13 protein-coding genes are annotated in these 15,815 nt (G+C 72.4%); 5 read left to right on the top strand and 8 right to left on the bottom strand.

Translation table 11 applies throughout. The features are described 5' to 3' along the window. Positions 1-200: 200 nt before the first annotated feature. The 4 genes from BLT82_RS06735 to BLT82_RS06720 form a co-directional block, all read right to left on the bottom strand. A complete protein-coding gene (locus tag BLT82_RS06735) occupies positions 201-1,571 on the bottom strand; it encodes a hypothetical protein (RefSeq protein WP_244291863.1) in 1,371 nt (456 codons plus the stop codon). Positions 1,572-1,579: 8 nt separating this feature from the next. Beyond that, on the bottom strand, positions 1,580-3,091 hold the full coding sequence (pelF, locus tag BLT82_RS06730) for a GT4 family glycosyltransferase PelF (protein ID WP_093652910.1): 1,512 nt from the start codon (positions 3,089-3,091) through the stop codon (positions 1,580-1,582). A 141-nt stretch (positions 3,092-3,232) separates the two neighbouring features. Beyond that, positions 3,233-5,392 carry a hypothetical protein gene (locus tag BLT82_RS06725; RefSeq protein ID WP_093652909.1) on the bottom strand — a complete coding sequence of 720 codons (2,160 nt, stop codon included), beginning with the start codon at positions 5,390-5,392 and terminating at the stop codon, positions 3,233-3,235. 433 nt (positions 5,393-5,825) lie between these two features. Further along, positions 5,826-6,353, bottom strand: coding sequence for a hypothetical protein (locus BLT82_RS06720; protein WP_093652908.1), 528 nt, complete (start codon positions 6,351-6,353; stop codon positions 5,826-5,828). A gap of 377 nt (positions 6,354-6,730) precedes the next feature. On the opposite strand from BLT82_RS06720, the gene BLT82_RS06715 reads away from it, so the two are divergent. From BLT82_RS06715 to BLT82_RS06695, 5 genes are all read left to right on the top strand, one after another. Then, complete coding sequence (locus tag BLT82_RS06715) at positions 6,731-7,474, top strand: amino acid ABC transporter ATP-binding protein (protein ID WP_093653012.1); 744 nt, start codon at positions 6,731-6,733, stop codon at positions 7,472-7,474. 76 nt (positions 7,475-7,550) lie between these two features. Next, a complete protein-coding gene (locus BLT82_RS06710; RefSeq protein ID WP_093653011.1) occupies positions 7,551-8,387 on the top strand; it encodes a glutamate ABC transporter substrate-binding protein in 837 nt (278 codons plus the stop codon). A gap of 61 nt (positions 8,388-8,448) precedes the next feature. Continuing rightward, a complete protein-coding gene (locus tag BLT82_RS06705) occupies positions 8,449-9,114 on the top strand; it encodes an amino acid ABC transporter permease (RefSeq protein ID WP_093652907.1) in 666 nt (221 codons plus the stop codon). Beyond that, positions 9,111-10,025, top strand: a complete 915-nt coding sequence (locus BLT82_RS06700; RefSeq protein WP_093652906.1) for an amino acid ABC transporter permease — start codon at positions 9,111-9,113, stop codon at positions 10,023-10,025. The genes BLT82_RS06705 and BLT82_RS06700 overlap by 4 nt, the downstream gene beginning before the upstream one ends. A 277-nt stretch (positions 10,026-10,302) precedes the next feature. Then, positions 10,303-11,826, top strand: coding sequence for a DUF6056 family protein (locus tag BLT82_RS06695; RefSeq protein WP_093653010.1), 1,524 nt, complete (start codon positions 10,303-10,305; stop codon positions 11,824-11,826). On the opposite strand, the gene BLT82_RS06690 is transcribed toward BLT82_RS06695, so the two are convergent. The 4 genes from BLT82_RS06690 to BLT82_RS06675 all read right to left on the bottom strand — a co-directional run bounded on the left by BLT82_RS06690 (position 11,801) and on the right by BLT82_RS06675 (position 15,811). Then, positions 11,801-12,211, bottom strand: a complete 411-nt coding sequence (locus BLT82_RS06690) for a GtrA family protein (protein ID WP_093652905.1) — start codon at positions 12,209-12,211, stop codon at positions 11,801-11,803. The genes BLT82_RS06695 and BLT82_RS06690 overlap by 26 nt on opposite strands. Further along, on the bottom strand, positions 12,208-13,197 hold the full coding sequence (locus tag BLT82_RS06685; RefSeq protein WP_093652904.1) for a glycosyltransferase family 2 protein: 990 nt from the start codon (positions 13,195-13,197) through the stop codon (positions 12,208-12,210). The genes BLT82_RS06690 and BLT82_RS06685 overlap by 4 nt, the downstream gene beginning before the upstream one ends. Positions 13,198-13,529: 332 nt before the next feature. Further along, a complete protein-coding gene (locus tag BLT82_RS06680; RefSeq protein ID WP_244291862.1) occupies positions 13,530-14,444 on the bottom strand; it encodes a carbohydrate ABC transporter permease in 915 nt (304 codons plus the stop codon). Beyond that, positions 14,441-15,811 (bottom strand): carbohydrate ABC transporter permease, encoded by a 1,371-nt coding sequence (locus BLT82_RS06675; RefSeq protein ID WP_093652903.1) that lies wholly within the window; start codon positions 15,809-15,811, stop codon positions 14,441-14,443. The genes BLT82_RS06680 and BLT82_RS06675 overlap by 4 nt, the downstream gene beginning before the upstream one ends. Positions 15,812-15,815 lie beyond the last annotated feature (4 nt).

The following is a 15,815-nucleotide window of genomic DNA, read 5'->3' as shown; positions in this document are numbered from 1 at the left end:
CCTTTCGGGGCGGTTCGCCGGACGGGCGATGTGGTGCGGGTGGTGGAGTGCGAGCGGTCCCGCACGAGCGGTGGTGTACGAGTCGTGGTGTCGGAGCGGTGGTGTGCGAGTGGTGGACGGAAGCGGTCCGGACGCCGAGGTCCGCACCCGGCGGGTTCGCCGGGACGGTCGCCGCCAGGCACGGCGGCGGACGGCGGGGGTCAGGAGTGCGCGGTCGGCCGGCCCAGACACCACAGGACGCCGATCACGAGCACCCCGGCGGCGCTGCCGCAGCAGATCGGCAGCGCCAGGGTGCCCGGTGGCCCGCCGAGCAGCGTGACCGCGGCCACCCCGGCGGCCGCCGTGAGCGTGGCCCCGGCCGGGAGCCAGGCCCGGCCGAACGCCTGGAGCAGCAGCGCGGTCCACAGCAGTGCCGCGAGGGTCAGCAGGGGCGCCGGCCCGGCACCGGTGAGCAGCGCCGCCGGGACGAGCGGCAGCAGATAGCCGCCCAGACACAGCGCCAGCGTCCGGGCCGACCGCAGCCGGAACCCGGTCTCGTCCGTCGAGGCCCGCAGCGCCGCCACGGACAGTCCCCGGTAGCGGTACAGCAGCCATTCGGCGGGCCCCATGCTGACCGTCAGCACGACCACGGCCCAGGGCTCGCGCCGGCCCAGCGAGATCACCAGCGTGCCCGCGGCCAGCCCGAACAGCCCGTACGGCAGCGAGGCGAGCAGCGGCGGCCGGGTCGCGCCGGACGGCGGGTCAGCATCGAGCATCCGCCGGATCTCGCGGCCGGCCACGGCGACCGCCGACACCACGGCCAGTACCGGCAGCACGATCCGCGGCAGCGGACCCGGGTCCCACCACGGCAGCGCCGCCGCGCCGGCGGCCAGGGGCGCGAGCGTGAGGAGCAGCAGCCGTTCCCCGCCGCGGACCAGGAGCACTCCGGCCGCCGCGAGGTACAGCGACTGCCCGGCGCCGAACAGCGCGGCGGGCCCGGGGCCGGCCACGGCCAGCGCCGCCGCCGTGGCGAGCAGCGCACCCGAGGGAGCGCCCACGAGCAGGGTCCGGCCCGCCTCGCGAGCTCCCGAGGCCAGCCGCAGATACGCCCGGTGGCTGAGCGCCTGGCCCCACGCCCAGGACAGCAGACCCGCGGCCACCACGGCGTACACCCCCCTGGGCGAGTGCCACAGTCCGCCGGTCAGCAGATAGGCCAGCCCCGGCAGGGCGAACAGCGCCCCGCGCAGGGCGCACCGGACGTGGTCGGGTGCCCAGGGGTCAGGCCCCGGGGGAGGCTCGGGGAAGCTGCGGGGCACCCTCCCGTACAGATCGGCGGCGAGCGAGAACAGGTCGGGCCGTCCGTAACGCTCCTGGATCTGCTCGCCCGTCAGGCCCTCGGACTCCAGCAGGGCCGCCACCTCGTAGGCGTGCACCGCGGGCCCGATGCGGTCGGCGAGTTCGGCGGCGAGGACGTCCACCGGATCGTCCGGCGTCCGTCTGCGTCGCGGCAGCCGCAGCGACAGCGTGGCGTCGGGAGCGGCCAGCCGCAGCGCCAGGGTGTCGCCCTGTCCGCCGTCGGGTTCGAGTGCCATGGGCCCGCTCATCCGGCCACACTCCCCAGGGGTGCCTCGTCGCTGAGGGGCGTGGCCCAGGGGTCGGCGAGCCGTACCCCGCGGACGGAGAGCTCCAGATAGACGGCCCTGAAGGTGTCGATGGTCTGACGGAGCGTGAACTGGTCGATCACCCGCAGCCTCGCGGCCTCACCCATCGCCGCCCGGCGCGGGGGATCGGCCAGCAGCTCCAGCGCGGCCGCCGCCATGGCTCCGGGATCGCGGGGAGGGACGACCAGTCCGGCGTCGCCGACCGCCTCCCGGACGCCGCCGACGTCGGTGGAGACGGTGGCCCTGCCGCACGACATCGCCTCGATCAGGGTGAAGGGGAACCCCTCGCTGATGCTGGAGAGCATCACGACGTTGCCCGCGGCGTAGGCGTCCCTGATGTCGTCGACCCGGCCCTCGAAGGTGACGGCGTCGCCGTGGCCGAGCGATGCCGCAAGTGCCTGGCACCGCTCCCGGTATGCCTCGCCGCCGCGCGGTGTGCCGCCGAACAGCCGCAGGGTGGCGTCCGGGAGAGCCCCGCGGACCTCGGCGAACGCCCGGATCAGGGTCTCCAGGTCCTTGATGGGGTCCACGCGCCCCGCCCAGCTCAGTGTCGGCCCCTCCGGTTCCGGGCCGGCCGGCGGAAAGGCGGACGGGTCGACCCCGTTGTAGACGGTGCGGATGAGCCGTGGATCGGCGCCGCCCTGCTCCTCCCACAGCCGGTTGTAGCGGTTGCCCGGTGTGATGAGGGCCGCACGGCGGTAGCTCTCCTCGGCCAGCAGCCGGAAGAAGCCGAGCAGCACCGCCTTGACCGGCCAGCGGTACGGCGCCGTCCGGTACCCGAGATAGCGTTCGCGCAGATAGACCCCGTGCTCGGTCAGCAGCAGGGGGACCCCGTGGAGTTCCAGGGCGGCCAGGCCCGGCAGTACCGCCACACCGCCGCTGACCGCGTGCGCCACTCCGCGCTCCGGCGGCCGGGCCGCGAGCGGACGCAGCGCGTGCTCCAGCAGCGCGGTCGCGGTGACGGCGTCGTGGAGACTGGGCCGCGCCTCCCGGACGGTCAGACCCGGGCGGTTCCACACGGCGGTCAGGACGCGCAGGGCGCGGTCCCCGCGGAGCGCCGGCCCGAGGACACCGTCGCGGGCGGCGTGCGCCAGTTCGTACAGGGCGGGGGAGAAGCCGTCCTCGGCGGCCGGGTCCACCAGCGCGGTGAGGAACCGTTCGTACGCGGCCATCAGCCGGCGTTCACGCCGGCCGCGCGGCGGTGAACCGGCGGGCGCGGGGCCCCACATGGGCACCGTGACCGGCTCGGCCACGTGCGGGGGCAGCTCCCACACCACGGGCTCCCGTCCGGTGCCGGTCACCGCGATGATGTCGAAGTCGATGTCGGGCATGCCGCCGACGAGCTGGTCGCACCAGACACTGACGCCGCCGTGACTGTGCGGGTAGGTGCCTTCGGTGAGCAGGGTGACGCGTGCCGCGTCTCGGCGCGGCGCACGAGGCGAAACGTGCATGGATGAGCTCCACGGCAGGAGGGCGCGAGGCTGTGGCGGGTTCCGGGGCGTCCCGGCGGGGACGTACCGCGCGGTCGTGCACGGTGTGCGGTGTCCGGAACCCGCGGCCTCGCGGCGAGCTGGTGCGGCCGTCGGGTCGGGTCAGCGCTCGACGCCGGGGGGCACGGGCCGTGCGGCGCCCGCGGGCACCGGCCCGCCGGGAGCCGGGGACGTCGCCCGGGCCGGGCCGGCTGAAGGGCTCCCCGCCGAAGGGGCGGACGGAAGCGAGAGGGTCACGCCGTCCTGGCCGGGGCCGGCCGCCACGCTGCCGGAGACGGTGCCCGCGTACGGTTCCCCGAAGGCCGCCGGCCCGTCCGCGAGCGCCCGGGTGGTACCCGCCGGCATGGTGGCGCGGACGGCGGTACCGGGCGGAGCGGTGATCGTGACCGTGTCGCCGATCCGGTGGGCGGCGACCTGACCGTCCTTCACCGCGCGGTCCCATGCGGCCCGTTCGCGCAGCTCGGTCCCGACGTCCTTCATCCTCGGGTTCACCAGCGGGGTGTCGTCCGCGTACAGCGCCGAGTACTGGTCGAGGATCCGGTCCAGGACCGGGTACGCGATGCGGTCCTCGGCCAGGTTCGACTGGTGGATGAAGTGCGGCCGGGGGTCGTTGGCCAGGACATGGCCCATGGCGATCTGTGCCTCGAGGGGCACGATGTGGTCCGCGTAGCCCGTCGCGGGGTCGAGCGGTGCGTCGAGACAGGTGGTCGTGGCCGAGCCCTCGCAGATGCCGCTGCCGCCCTGCGCCCTGCTGGTGTAGATCCAGTTGTACTCGTCCACCTGCTCGGCGGCCCGGCCCACGTTGTAGAACACGTTCATCGGGTGGCGCGAGACGGTGAGGGCGGGACCGACCTGCCGCTGCACCGGGTCACGGGAGTTGTCCGAGGCGAGCCAGGTGACGCCGTTGTCGGCGAGCGCCGGGGCGAGGTGGGGATTGTCCTCGGGCTGCTGCGGCTGCAGCTTCAGGCCGGAGTGCTCCCCGGTGACCAACTCGCCGCTCTCCAGCGGCAGTCCGGCCCGGTCGGCCCACTGCCGGTTGTCCGCGATCTGCCGGGATATCTCGTCCCGCCCGACGTAGCGGACGCTGCCGTCCGCGTTCGTGGCGCACTTCCACGGAACGACGCTCACGTCCTGCTCGCAGCCGAGGTACGGGTGGTCGTAGGTGTGGTTGATCCAGCGGAACGCCTCGCGGTCCCCGGTCAGCCGGTCCGCCAGCGGATCGGAACCGCCGTGCTCCTCCCGGTACTCCACGCTGCCGCCGCCGTTGTACGCGAGGTCGAGTGTGAAGTTCCGGGACCGCGACCACTCGACCGCCCGTCCGACGTCGTCGGGCGTCATCCGGATCGGGTTCGGTGTGCCCTGACCGGGCAGGCAGTCGACGTCCCCCGGTGTGCAGTTGAGTTCGGTGTCCCAGCGGTCGTCGCTCGCGAAGACGTCGTCGACGTGGACCGAGAACCAGTTGCGCGAGGTGCCCAGGCGCGTCCCCTGCGTCATCCAGTCGACGATCCCCCGGGCGAGCAGTCTGAACTGCTGCTGGTGCCGGTTGGCCACGAAGGTGACGACGAGTTCGCGGCGGCCGTCGTGCCGGTACTCCCCGACGAGCGAGCCCCGGGTGGTGCCACCGGGGAGGGGCGCGTCGACGTAGGTGGTGAAGTCGGCGCCCGCCCGCGGCCGGGAGAGGAAGCCCCAGCTCTCGTCGACGGACGGGTCGTTGTCCTCGAAGTCGAAGGCGCCGTCGAGATAGCCGAAGGGGCCGGCCTTGCCGGCCGCGGTCACCTGCGCGGTGATGCCGTCCACGGGCCCCGCGTACCCGCCGTTCACCGGGTACTCCAGCCCCGCCTGCGGCTGGGCGTAGGTGTAGGCGTCGACCTGCGGGATCGCATAGGTCCGCTCGTACGCCGTCAGGGCCGCCATCTCCGGCGAACCCGCGGGGAACGGATTGTCGTTGGGCAGCACCACGGCCTGGAACCTGGCGCGGGGCCGGCCGTCGACCTCGTCCGCGAGGAAGGCCGCGTCGATGACGGGCCGGCCCGCGTCCGCGAGGTCGACCACGGTGTACGGGGTGCCTGCGCCGTCGAGTTCCGCGGCGATCGCCGCCGTCGCCGGGCCCCCGTCGGAGACGACCAGCACCCGGAGGTCGATCCTCGGCGCCGGCTCTGCCGCCTGTACCGGCGCCGCAGGCAGGCCGCCCAGCGAGATGATGAGCGCTCCCGCGGCGAGCGCGGTCGTCCGTATGGTCCGCCGGACGCGGATCCGCTTCATGCGGTGGTGTCCCTCCCCCTGACCCCCCGGCACAACGGCGCGGCGGCTCCCCCCGGAACGCCGTGCCGTTGTGCCCTGTCCCGAGACATAGTGGAGGCTACGTGTGGGTTCTGTGCGCCTACGGTGAAAATTGACGGAAAAGCGCAGGTGCCATACGGGAGTCGTCGGTCGGTGCGAGTGGCCGGCACGTCGGGAAGCCGGGCGGGCATGGAGGGTAAACGCTTGCAGCCGCCGGAGGGACGGACAAGACGCCGGCAGCTGGTGATGAGCGTTTTCGGCCAGCGGTACGTACGTGTGCATCGGCCGGGTGCCGCCGGACGGAGGAGTCCCCGCACGGCGGACGGCGGCCGCCGGCGCGAGTGCGTCCGGCGGCCGCCGCGGTGTTCCGGGGAGGTCGGGGAGGTCCGGCGGGGGCGCCGGAATGTCAGGGCTGTCAGGAGGCTGCGGGCTCCGCGGGCGCGCAGGCCACCCTGGTCTCCGGCGTGTTGTGGATGCCGTCCTTGGTGCGCTGGCCGTTCTCGTACTCGTAGTAGAGGTACGAGTAGAAGCCGATGGTGCCGTTGCAGCCCGAGTCGGCCGCGAGCTGGTAGGTCAGGGTGACCGTCCGGGAGGTGCCGGGGGCCAGGGGGATGTCGTAGTTGACGCCGAGGGCGGTCGAGCCGGTGCCCGAACATGCGGCGCCCTGGGCGGTGCACGACACGAAGCTGTACTTGAGGTCCTTGCGCTGGGTCGTCGCCCACGTCGGCTGGACCGACTGGTACACGAACCAGATGTCCGTGGACTGGTTGTTGGTCAGGGTCATCGTCAGCGACACGGTCGAGCCGGGCGTGGTCACCGGCTGGTCGACGGTGAAGGCCAGGTCAGGAGTGTCGGCCGCGGCCGGCTGCGCCGTGCCCAGGCAGGCGAGGACCGTGGCGAGGGCGGCCGGCAGGGCGAGGCGTCTCAGGTGTGTGATGCGCATGGGCCGGGAGGCTAGGAGAGCGCCGGCGCCGGCGTCTGCCCCGCTCCGAGCCGGGCGCGTGCCCCCCGGCGCGAAACCGCCGTGATCATGCGGGAGGCCCCCGGGGCCGTACCCCGCGTCCGCCTGGGCGCATATGCGCCGGACACTGCCGGTGCCCCCGCCCTCCGCATCCGGTCGCGCACCGTGCGCGGAGCGTCACTCAGCGGGAGGGTGACAATGGCCTGTTCCGCGCCGGGGAGACCCGTCCGCGGCGCCCGGGAACCGGCGGACCGGGCCGCGCCGGCACCGCGTTCCCCGGAGTGCGGCCCGGCCGAAGTGGGCGGACGATGAAGCCGATGAGCGGAGCGGCCGTGAGCAAGGAACCCTTCACCCCGGGCATGAACAGCCGTGCGCTGGTCGAGCTGCACCACGTCGACAAGCACTTCGGCCCGCTGCACGTCCTGCGGGACATCGATCTGACCGTCGACCGCGGTGAGGTCGTCGTCGTGATCGGCCCCTCCGGCGGGGGCAAGTCCACGCTCTGCCGCGCCATCAACCGCCTGGAGACCATCGACTCCGGCGAGATCGCCATCGACGGCAGGCCGCTGCCCGCGGAAGGCCGGGAACTCGCCCGGCTGCGCGCCGACGTCGGCATGGTCTTCCAGTCCTTCAACCTCTTCGCGCACAAGACCGTCCTGCAGAACGTGACCCTCGGCCAGATCAAGGTCCGCGGGAAGGACAGGAAGAGCGCAGAGGAGCGGGCTCGCACCCTCCTGGACCGGGTGGGTGTGGGGACGCAGGCCGCCAAGTACCCCGCCCAGCTGTCCGGCGGCCAGCAGCAGCGGGTGGCGATCGCCAGGGCCCTCGCCATGGACCCGAAGATCATGCTGTTCGACGAGCCGACCTCCGCCCTCGACCCGGAAATGATCAACGAGGTGCTGGAGGTCATGCGGCAGCTCGCCAGGGACGGGATGACCATGGTCGTCGTCACCCATGAGATGGGATTCGCCCGTTCGGCCGCCAACCGCGTGGTGTTCATGGCCGACGGCAGGATCGTGGAGGAGACCACCCCCGACGAGTTCTTCACCAACCCCCGTACCGACCGCGCCAAGGACTTCCTCTCGAAGATCCTCCACCACTGAGGCCCCGGCGCCCGCGTCGCACCCGTGCGCCGCCCCGGGACCACGCACCACCCAGCGATCCCCAGGGATGATCACCATGAAGCCTCGCAAGGTCTCCGCCGCGGCCGCCGCGGTACTCGCGCTCGCCCTCGCCGCCACGGCCTGCGGTTCCGACGACGGCGGCGGCGGTTCCGACGACGGGAAGAAGATCACCGTCGGAATCAAGTTCGACCAGCCCGGCGTCGGCCTGAAGACGCCGGACGGCAAGTACGAGGGGTTCGACGTCGACGTGGCCCGGTACGTCGCCCGGCAGCTCGGTTACGTCTCCGACGACATCGTGTTCAAGGAGGCCAAGAGCGCCGACCGGGAGACGCTGCTCCAGCGCGGCGACGTCGACTTCATCGCCGCCTCGTACTCGATCAACGACGAGCGGCGCAAGAAGGTCGACTTCGCCGGGCCGTACTTCCTGGCGCACCAGGACGTCCTCGTCCGGGCCGACGACCGGTCCATCGCCAAGCCGTCCGACCTGAACAACAAGAAGCTCTGCTCGGTCACCGGCTCCACCTCGGCGCAGAACGTCAAGACGAAGATCGCGCCGCAGGCGCAGCTGCAGGAGTACGGCGGCTACTCCGAATGCCTGACCGGTCTCGAGAACAAGACGATCGACGCCCTGACGACCGACGACGCGATTCTCGCCGGCTACGCCGCGCAGGACCAGTTCAAGGGCAAGTTCCGGCTCGGCGGCTTCAAGCTGAGCGACGAGTTGTACGGGATCGGTGTGAAGAAGGGCGACACCGAACTCAGGAACAAGGTCAACGCAGCACTCGAGAAGATGGTCCAGGACGGATCCTGGAAGAAGGCCGTCGAGGCCAACTTCGGACCGGCCGGCTACCGCAGCGAACCTCCGCCGCGGATCGGCGTCTTCTCCGGCTGACACCGGCTGACACCGGCTGACACCACTGAGCCCACTGAGCCCACGTCACAGAGGCGCAACCGTGTTCGACTTCCTTCAGGGTTACGACGTGCTGGGTGCGTTCTGGACGACCATCCAGCTCACCGTCTGGTCCGCGATCGGCTCGCTGGTCTGGGGCACCGTGCTGGCCGCGATGCGGGTCAGCCCGGTACCCGTGATGCGCGGATTCGGCACCGGTTACGTCAACGTGGTCCGGAACATCCCGCTCACCGTGATCATCGTCTTTACGTCGCTCGGACTCTTCCAGACCCTCGGCGTCAGTCTCGGAGCCGACACCTTCGATGTGATCAACTTCCGGCTCGCCGTGCTCGGGCTGATCGCCTACACGTCCGCGTTCGTCTGCGAGGCACTGCGGTCCGGCATCAACACCGTGCCGTTGGGCCAGGTGGAGGCGGCGCGCGCCCTCGGGCTGAGCTTCATCCAGGTGCTCACGCTCGTCGTCCTCCCCCAGGCCTTCCGCTCGGTGGTCGGCCCGCTCGCGAACGTGCTGATCGCCCTGACCAAGAACACCACGGTGGCCGCGGCCATCGGCGTGCCCGAGGCCGCCCTGCTGATGCGGGAGATGATCGAGAACGAGGCGCAGCTCATCCTCATCTCGGCCGTCTTCGCGGCCGGATTCATCGTCCTCACCCTCCCCACCGGCCTCTTCCTCGGCCGGGTCGGCAAGAAGGTGGCGGTGAAGCGATGAGCTCCGTCCTGTACGACATCCCGGGGCCCCGGGCCAAACGGCGCAACATCCTGTACACGCTGGGCTTCCTGGTCGTCCTCGGGGCCCTGGCCTGGTGGGTCCTCTTGGGCCTCGCCGACAAGGGCCAGCTGGAATGGTCCAAATGGGCACCGTTCGTCACCGACTCCCGGGTGTGGACGACCTATCTGCTGCCGGGGCTCGAGAACACCCTCATCGCCGCCGCCCTCTCGCTCGTCATCGCACTGCCGCTCGGCGCGGTCCTCGGCATCGCCCGGCTGTCGGACCACTCGTGGGTGCGCGGCGCGGCGGGCACGGTGGTGGAGTTCTTCCGCGCCATCCCGGTGCTGATCCTGATGCTGTTCGCCAACGCGGCCTACGCCGCGTTCTCCGACATCAGCCCCGACAACCGGCCGCTGTACGCCGTGGTGACGGGCCTGGTGCTCTACAACTCCTCCGTGCTCGCCGAGATCGTCCGCGCCGGGATCCTGGCGCTGCCCCTGGGCCAGTCGGACGCGGCCCGGGCGATCGGCATGCGCAAGGGCCAGACGATGCGGTACGTGCTGCTCCCGCAGGCGGTGACGGCAATGCTCCCGGCGATCGTCAGCCAGATGGTGGTCATCGTGAAGGACACCGCGCTGGGCGGTGCGATGCTCGGCTTCTCCGAGCTGCTGGCGTCGGTGCGGCCGATGAGCGCCAACTACGGCGCGAACACCATCGCCGGCTTCACCGTCGTCGCCGTGATCTTCATCGTGCTGAACTTCGCGCTCACCTCGTTCGCGGCGCGGCTGGAGAGCCGGCTGCGGCAGGGCAGGAAGTCCACCGGCGCGGTCGTGGCCGCGGACGCGGTCGAGGAGCTGGCGACGCCGGGAGAGCACGTCGGACGCAAACCGGAGCCGCCCGAGCGGTCCTGACCCGCAGTCCGCGCCGGACCGGCGCCTGCCCGCGTCCGGCGCCACGGCCGCCGGAACGGCAGGCGGGTCTGTGGTGAGGCGACGCCGTCCGCGGCCCGGCATACCGGCGGCCGACCGGCCCGCGTCCGGCGCCACGGCCGCCGCAGCGCCGGAACACCGGCCACGGCAAGGCGACACGCGACCGCCGCCCCGTCCCGGATCCCAACGGGGTGTCTTGCTGCTCCGGATGACCGCGGGGCGGTTGAGCGGACTGGCGCACGTGCAACAAGTGACGGACATGGCCGTCGGCGCATCTCATATGACCGTTCCGCGGGAACCGGGTGACTCCTCCGGGCAGCCGGGCCCAGGAAGGCGCGGCCGGTGGCAGCTCCCCTCGCCCGTCACCGCCGGTGCCCTCCTCCTCGCCGCGCTGCCGCTGCTGCTGCTGGCGGCCGCCGGGCGGCTCGGCCGCCATGTGCGGCCCAGCGCCGACGAGTGGTGCTTCCTGCCCGTGGTGCGCGACCAGGGCATCGGCGGAATGATCGGCAAGTTCTACGTCACCGACAACGGCCGCGTCGGCAACGGCCTCCTCGTGGGCCTCTACGCCCAGTTCCCCGTGGCGGGCCACCAGTGGTACGCGGCCCTGAGCACTCTGCTCGTCCTGGCCGTGTCGTGGGCCCTCGTGGTCCTGCTGCTGCGCCGGGCGCGCCTGGCGGCCCCGCGCGGACTCGCCCTGCTCGTCGCCGCGGCGGTCACCGCGGTCTTCCTCCTGGCCACCCCCAACACGTACAAGACCCTCTACTGGCCGGCAGGCTCCGTCTCGCACACCGTGGCCCCGGTGCTGGCGTGCGCCGCGGTCCTCCCGGCGCTGGTGGCCCGGGCCCGGAGGAGCCGCGTCGCCGCGCTGGCCGTGGTGGCGGCCGCAGGGGTCTTCACGGGCACCCTCTCCGAGGAGACCTCGGTCGTGGCACTCGTGGTCCTCGGGGGACTCCTGCTGCTCGGCCGCCGGCTCGTCACCGATCGGGCATGGCCCTTCGTGCGGACCTGGGCGCTGACCGGCGCGGCCGGGATCGCCGTCGGCACCGCCGTCCTGATGACCTCCCCCGGCTCCCGCCGCAGGCGCGAACGCTTCGGCGCCGAGACCACCTCGATCCTCGCGCCGGACTCCCTGCTCGCCTCGGCGCGCGGCTTCGCCCGGATCGCGGAGAGCGTCCTGACGACCTGGGAGTACGGCGGGGTCCTCGCCGCCGGAGTCGTGCTCGGCCTGCTCGTCCGCCCCGCCCGCACCGGGGCCGGCGCGGCCGTGCTGCGCCCGTGCCGTCCGCTGCCGCTCGCCTGCGCCGGCGTCCTCGCCGTGCTGGTCTCCGGCTACCTGTGCACCGTCGTCACCTACCCGGTCTTCGGCCCGCGCGTCGTGACAGCCGCCCGTACCTGGAACGACTACCTGTTCCTGTACGTCCTGGTGCTCGCCGGGCTCGGCGCCCTCCTGGGCCGGGCGCTGCGCCGGCGCAGCGCCCGGCCGTGGACCGTGGCTGCCGCCGCCGTCTCGGCGGTCCTGTACGCCGCGTCCGTCGTGGGACTGGCCGTACCGCTGTACCACCTGGGCCAGGACATGCGGGTACGGGCCGGGCAGTGGGACCGTCAGGACGCGTCGCTGCGCGCGGCGGCCGCACGCGGTGCGGAGGTCGCTCCGTACACCCCGACCCCGGTCGCCGGGATACTCGAACCGTTCCGCGCCGGGGGCCGTATCGCCTGGCCCGCCCGGTGCGTCGCCGAGTACTACCGGCTGGACCGGATCACTCGCTCGACGCGGGTTCCGTGACGGTCCGCCGGGCACCGGACGTGATCGCCCAGCGTGCGACCAGGAACGACAACGGGGTCACGAGCACCCCCGCGGCGATCGCCGCGAGATGCTCGTCCATGCCCAGCCGGCTCACGGCCAGATGGAGCAGCACACCACTGCCCACCAGACCGGCCGCGCCCGAGAGCGGATACCGCACGAAGCCGCGCCACGTCGGCCGGGTGCGGAGGGTGATGTACGAGTTCAGCAGGAACGAGCCCGAGACGCCCACGCCGTAGGCCAGGGCGTGCGCGGCCAGGTACGGCAGCCACAGCAGCAGCAGGGCGTACGCGCCGTAGTACACGCCGGTGTTGACCACCCCGATCACGGCGAAGACGGCGAACTGCCGCAGGCCGGCGGTGTTCACCGGCGGGGCCGGGACTGCGCCGCGGCCGTCGTGGGGACGCCGTCCGCGTGTCGGGACGCGGAGGCGTCCGACTCGGCCACGACGTAGTGCGGCCGCCGTTTCGCCTCGTGGTAGATCCGGCCGACGTACTCGCCGATGACGCCGAGCGTGGCGAGCTGGACGCCGCTCAGACCCACGATGGCGGTGATGAGCGTCGCGTACCCGGGGGTCTCGACGCCGTTCAGCACCGCGTTCACGACGATCCACGCGGCGTAGCCCAGAGCGGACAGGAAGAGCCAGAGGCCGGTGTGGATCGCCAGGCGCAGCGGGCGGGTGTTGAAGGACAGCAGCCCGTCGATCCCGTAGTCGAGCAGCCGCCTGCCGCCCCATTTGGAGCTGCCCGCGGCGCGTTCGACGTTGCGGTAGGCGAAGCCGGCCGTCGGGAAGCCGATCCAGGAGAAGAGTCCCTTGGAGAAGCGGTTGCTCTCCGGCAGCGACAGCACGGCCTCGACGGCCCGGCGCGAGAGCAGCCGGAAGTCGCCGTCCCCGTCCGCGAGCTCCACCTCCATGAAGTGCCGCACCACCCGGTAGTACGCGCGGCTCAGCGCGGAGCGGACGGCGCCCTCGCCCGTGCGGTCGCGCCTGGCGACGACCTGGTCGTACCCGTGCCGGTGCAGCTCCAGCATGCGGGGGACCAGCTCGGGCGGGTGCTGCAGATCGGCGTCCATGAGCACCACGGCGTCTCCCCGGGCCATCCGCATCCCGGCGAGCAGGGCGGCCTCCTTGCCGAAGTTGCGGCTGAAGGAGGTGTAGCGCACGTACGGGGACGACGCGGCCAGCGCCCTCAGCCGGTCGGCGGTGCCGTCGCCGCTGCCGTCGTCGACGTAGCAGATCTCGAAGGGCTCCCCGGTCGGCTCCAGCGCGGCGACCAGCGCCGAGTGGAAGGCGTCGATCACCTCGCACTCGTCGAAGCAGGGGACGACGACCGTCAGCTGGGGGTGTGGCATGCCTCCAGTGGAACGCGGAATGAGTTCCCCGACCGCGGTACCTACTCCGCACGAGTGTGTCGCGTGCGGAGTAGGTACCGGGTGGTGGGGCGGACGATGCGTCGGTGCCGTCGCCCCGGCGCGCAGATGTTCGATGTGCGCGATCCGGCGCGGCACCGCGTCCCCGGAGCCGGGCACGCCGGGGCGAGCCGGCCGCCGGAGCGGTCGCCCCGGCGTTCGGGCATCCCGTCGCCGGTGCGTCCGTCGCGGCGGGCCCGCTCCGGAAGCACCGCGGACGCGGCCGGCCCTCGCACGTCACACGTACGTGGGCCGGCTGCGACCGGTTCGCCGGCTCACTTGACCGAGCCGGCCATCACTCCCTGGACGAAGTGCCGCTGGAAGGCGAAGAACACGACCACCGGCACGATCAGCGACAGGAACGCGCCCGGCGCCAGCACGTCGATGTTGCTGCCGAACTGCCTCACCTGCGACTGGAGTTCCACCGTCAGCGGTTGCGAGGAACTGTCGGCGAAGAGGAGCGCCACGAGCATGTCGTTCCAGACCCACAGGAACTGGAAGATCGCCAGACTCGCGATCGCCGGACGCCCCACCGGCAGCACCAGCCGGGTGAAGATACGCCACTCGCTGCCGCCGTCCATCCGCGCCGCCTCCAGCATCTCCCGGGGGATGTCCGCGAAGTAGTTCCGCAGCAGGAAGATGGCGAAGGGCAGCCCGTAGGCCACGTGGAACAGCACCACACCGGGAATCGTGCCGAACAGCCCCAGCTGGCCGAAGAGTTTGGCGACCGGCAGCAGACCCACCTGGACCGGCACCACCAGCAGCGCCACCACGAGCAGGAAGATCCAGTCCCTGCCGGGGAACTCCAGCCAGGCGAAGGCGTATCCCGCGAGCGCCGCGAGGACGATGACCAGAGCGGTCGCCGGCACCGAGATCAGCACGGTGTTCCAGAACGCCTGGGTGATGCCGGCGTTGCCGAGCAGCTCCGTGTAGTTGTCGAAGGACAGCTGCCCGGGACTGGTCAGCGTGGTCCACCAGCCACTGCTCGCGTTGTCCTGGGCAGTGCGCAGCGAGGACAGGAGCAGACCCGCGAGGGGGGTGATCCAGACGAGGCCGACGACCACCAGGAGCGCCTGGACCGCGCCGTTGCCGAGCCAGCGGCCGAGACGGCCCCCCGACTTCGCCCGTGCAGTCCCGGCGGGGGCGGCCGGCTCCTTGACCGCGGCGGGGTCGGTGACGGTGGCGCTCATGACTGACTCCTGCGGAAGCGGCGGACGTTGAAGACCATGGCCGGGATCACCAGCAGCAGGAGCAGCACGCCGAGCGCACTGCCGAGCCCCTGGTCGTTGCCGCCGCCGAAGGACACCAGCCACATCTGGGTCGCCAGGACCGTGGCGTCCTCCTGCACCGGTCCGGGCGCGATGATGTAGACGAGGTCGAACACCTTCATCACATTGATCACCAGCGTCACGAAGACCACGGTCAGGATCGGCGCGAGCAGCGGAACGGTGATCCGGCGGAAGACCTGCCACTCGTTGGCCCCGTCCATCCGGGCCGCCTCGAGCGCGTCACGCGGCAGCGAGGACAGCCCGGCGCCGATGAGGACCATCGCGAAACCGGTCCAGATCCACAGGTAGGCGCCGATGATCGCCGGGGTTACCAGCGCGGGCCCGAGCCAGGAGACCCCCTCGTAGGGCGGCGCGAAGTTCTTCGCGGGCAGCCGCACCGTGTACGAGCCGGGCTCCAGGTCCCGGAAGGCGAAGGAGCCGTCGGCGGCGGTGGTCGTGGCGGCGACGGTCCTGCCGCCCCGCACCACCTCGACGTCCATCTTCGGCAGCCCGCTCTCGGCGCGGTCGACCTTGCCCTGCTCACCGCCGCCGCCGGGGGTGAAGTCCAGATAGACCACCCCGGACAGTTCGCCGGCGCCCGCCTGCTTCCCCGCCGCCTCCTGCGCGGGGCGCGCCTCCTTGGGGAGCTCCGCGGGCTTCACACCGACGAGTCCCAGCGTGAGCACATCGCCCGGTGACGCGGCACCGGTCGTGGCGTAGGACCCGTCGGGCCCCTTGGCCAGACCCTGGCCGTCCCTGGCGCGCGCGGTCGGGTACGACGAGGAGTCCTTGAAGGCGTCGTGCACGCCGACCACGGCCGCGTTGAGCACGCCCTTGTCCGGGTCCTCCTCGTAGGCGAGGCGGAAGATGATGCCGGCGGCGAGGAAGGAGACCGCCATCGGCATGAACAGCAGCAGCTTGAACGCCGTGGCCCAGCGGACCTTCTCCACCAGGACGGCCAGGATCAGCCCGAGCCCGGTGAGCAGGGTCGGCGCGACGACGACCCAGATGGCGCTGTTGCGAACGGCCTTGAGCGTCGCCGGGTCGCGGAACATCTCCGTGTAGTTCCCGGCGCCGACGAACCGGGTGCCGGAGGCGTCGAAGAAGCTGCGCCCCACCGAGAACAGCACCGGATAGACGACGAGCGCGCCGAGCAGCAGGAGCGCCGGCAGCACGAAGGCCAGCGCGACGACCCGCCTGCGCCGGCGGGCGCGGTGCCGCGGATCCGCGGCCTTCTCGGGCCCGGGCCGCCCCGCGGACGGGGCGGCGGGCGTGGTGACTGCGGTCATCGGA

Origin of the sequence: Streptomyces wuyuanensis, assembly GCF_900103455.1 — a bacterium.
GTDB lineage: Bacteria > Actinomycetota > Actinomycetes > Streptomycetales > Streptomycetaceae > Streptomyces > Streptomyces wuyuanensis.
The sequence above is the reverse complement of the archived record's forward strand: the minus strand, read 5'-3'. Positions and strand labels throughout refer to the sequence as shown.

Coding starts and splice junctions, on each gene's coding strand:
- BLT82_RS06735 (WP_244291863.1), bottom strand. CDS start 1,571: ATGGCACTCGAACCCGACGGCGGACAGGGCGACACCCTGGCGCTGCGG.
- pelF (WP_093652910.1), bottom strand. CDS start 3,091: ATGCACGTTTCGCCTCGTGCGCCGCGCCGAGACGCGGCACGCGTCACC.
- BLT82_RS06725 (WP_093652909.1), bottom strand. CDS start 5,392: ATGAAGCGGATCCGCGTCCGGCGGACCATACGGACGACCGCGCTCGCC.
- BLT82_RS06720 (WP_093652908.1), bottom strand. CDS start 6,353: ATGCGCATCACACACCTGAGACGCCTCGCCCTGCCGGCCGCCCTCGCC.
- BLT82_RS06715 (WP_093653012.1), top strand. CDS start 6,731: ATGAACAGCCGTGCGCTGGTCGAGCTGCACCACGTCGACAAGCACTTC.
- BLT82_RS06710 (WP_093653011.1), top strand. CDS start 7,551: ATGAAGCCTCGCAAGGTCTCCGCCGCGGCCGCCGCGGTACTCGCGCTC.
- BLT82_RS06700 (WP_093652906.1), top strand. CDS start 9,111: ATGAGCTCCGTCCTGTACGACATCCCGGGGCCCCGGGCCAAACGGCGC.
- BLT82_RS06695 (WP_093653010.1), top strand. CDS start 10,303: ATGGCCGTCGGCGCATCTCATATGACCGTTCCGCGGGAACCGGGTGAC.
- BLT82_RS06685 (WP_093652904.1), bottom strand. CDS start 13,197: ATGCCACACCCCCAGCTGACGGTCGTCGTCCCCTGCTTCGACGAGTGC.
- BLT82_RS06680 (WP_244291862.1), bottom strand. CDS start 14,444: ATGAGCGCCACCGTCACCGACCCCGCCGCGGTCAAGGAGCCGGCCGCC.
- BLT82_RS06675 (WP_093652903.1), bottom strand. CDS start 15,811: ATGACCGCAGTCACCACGCCCGCCGCCCCGTCCGCGGGGCGGCCCGGG.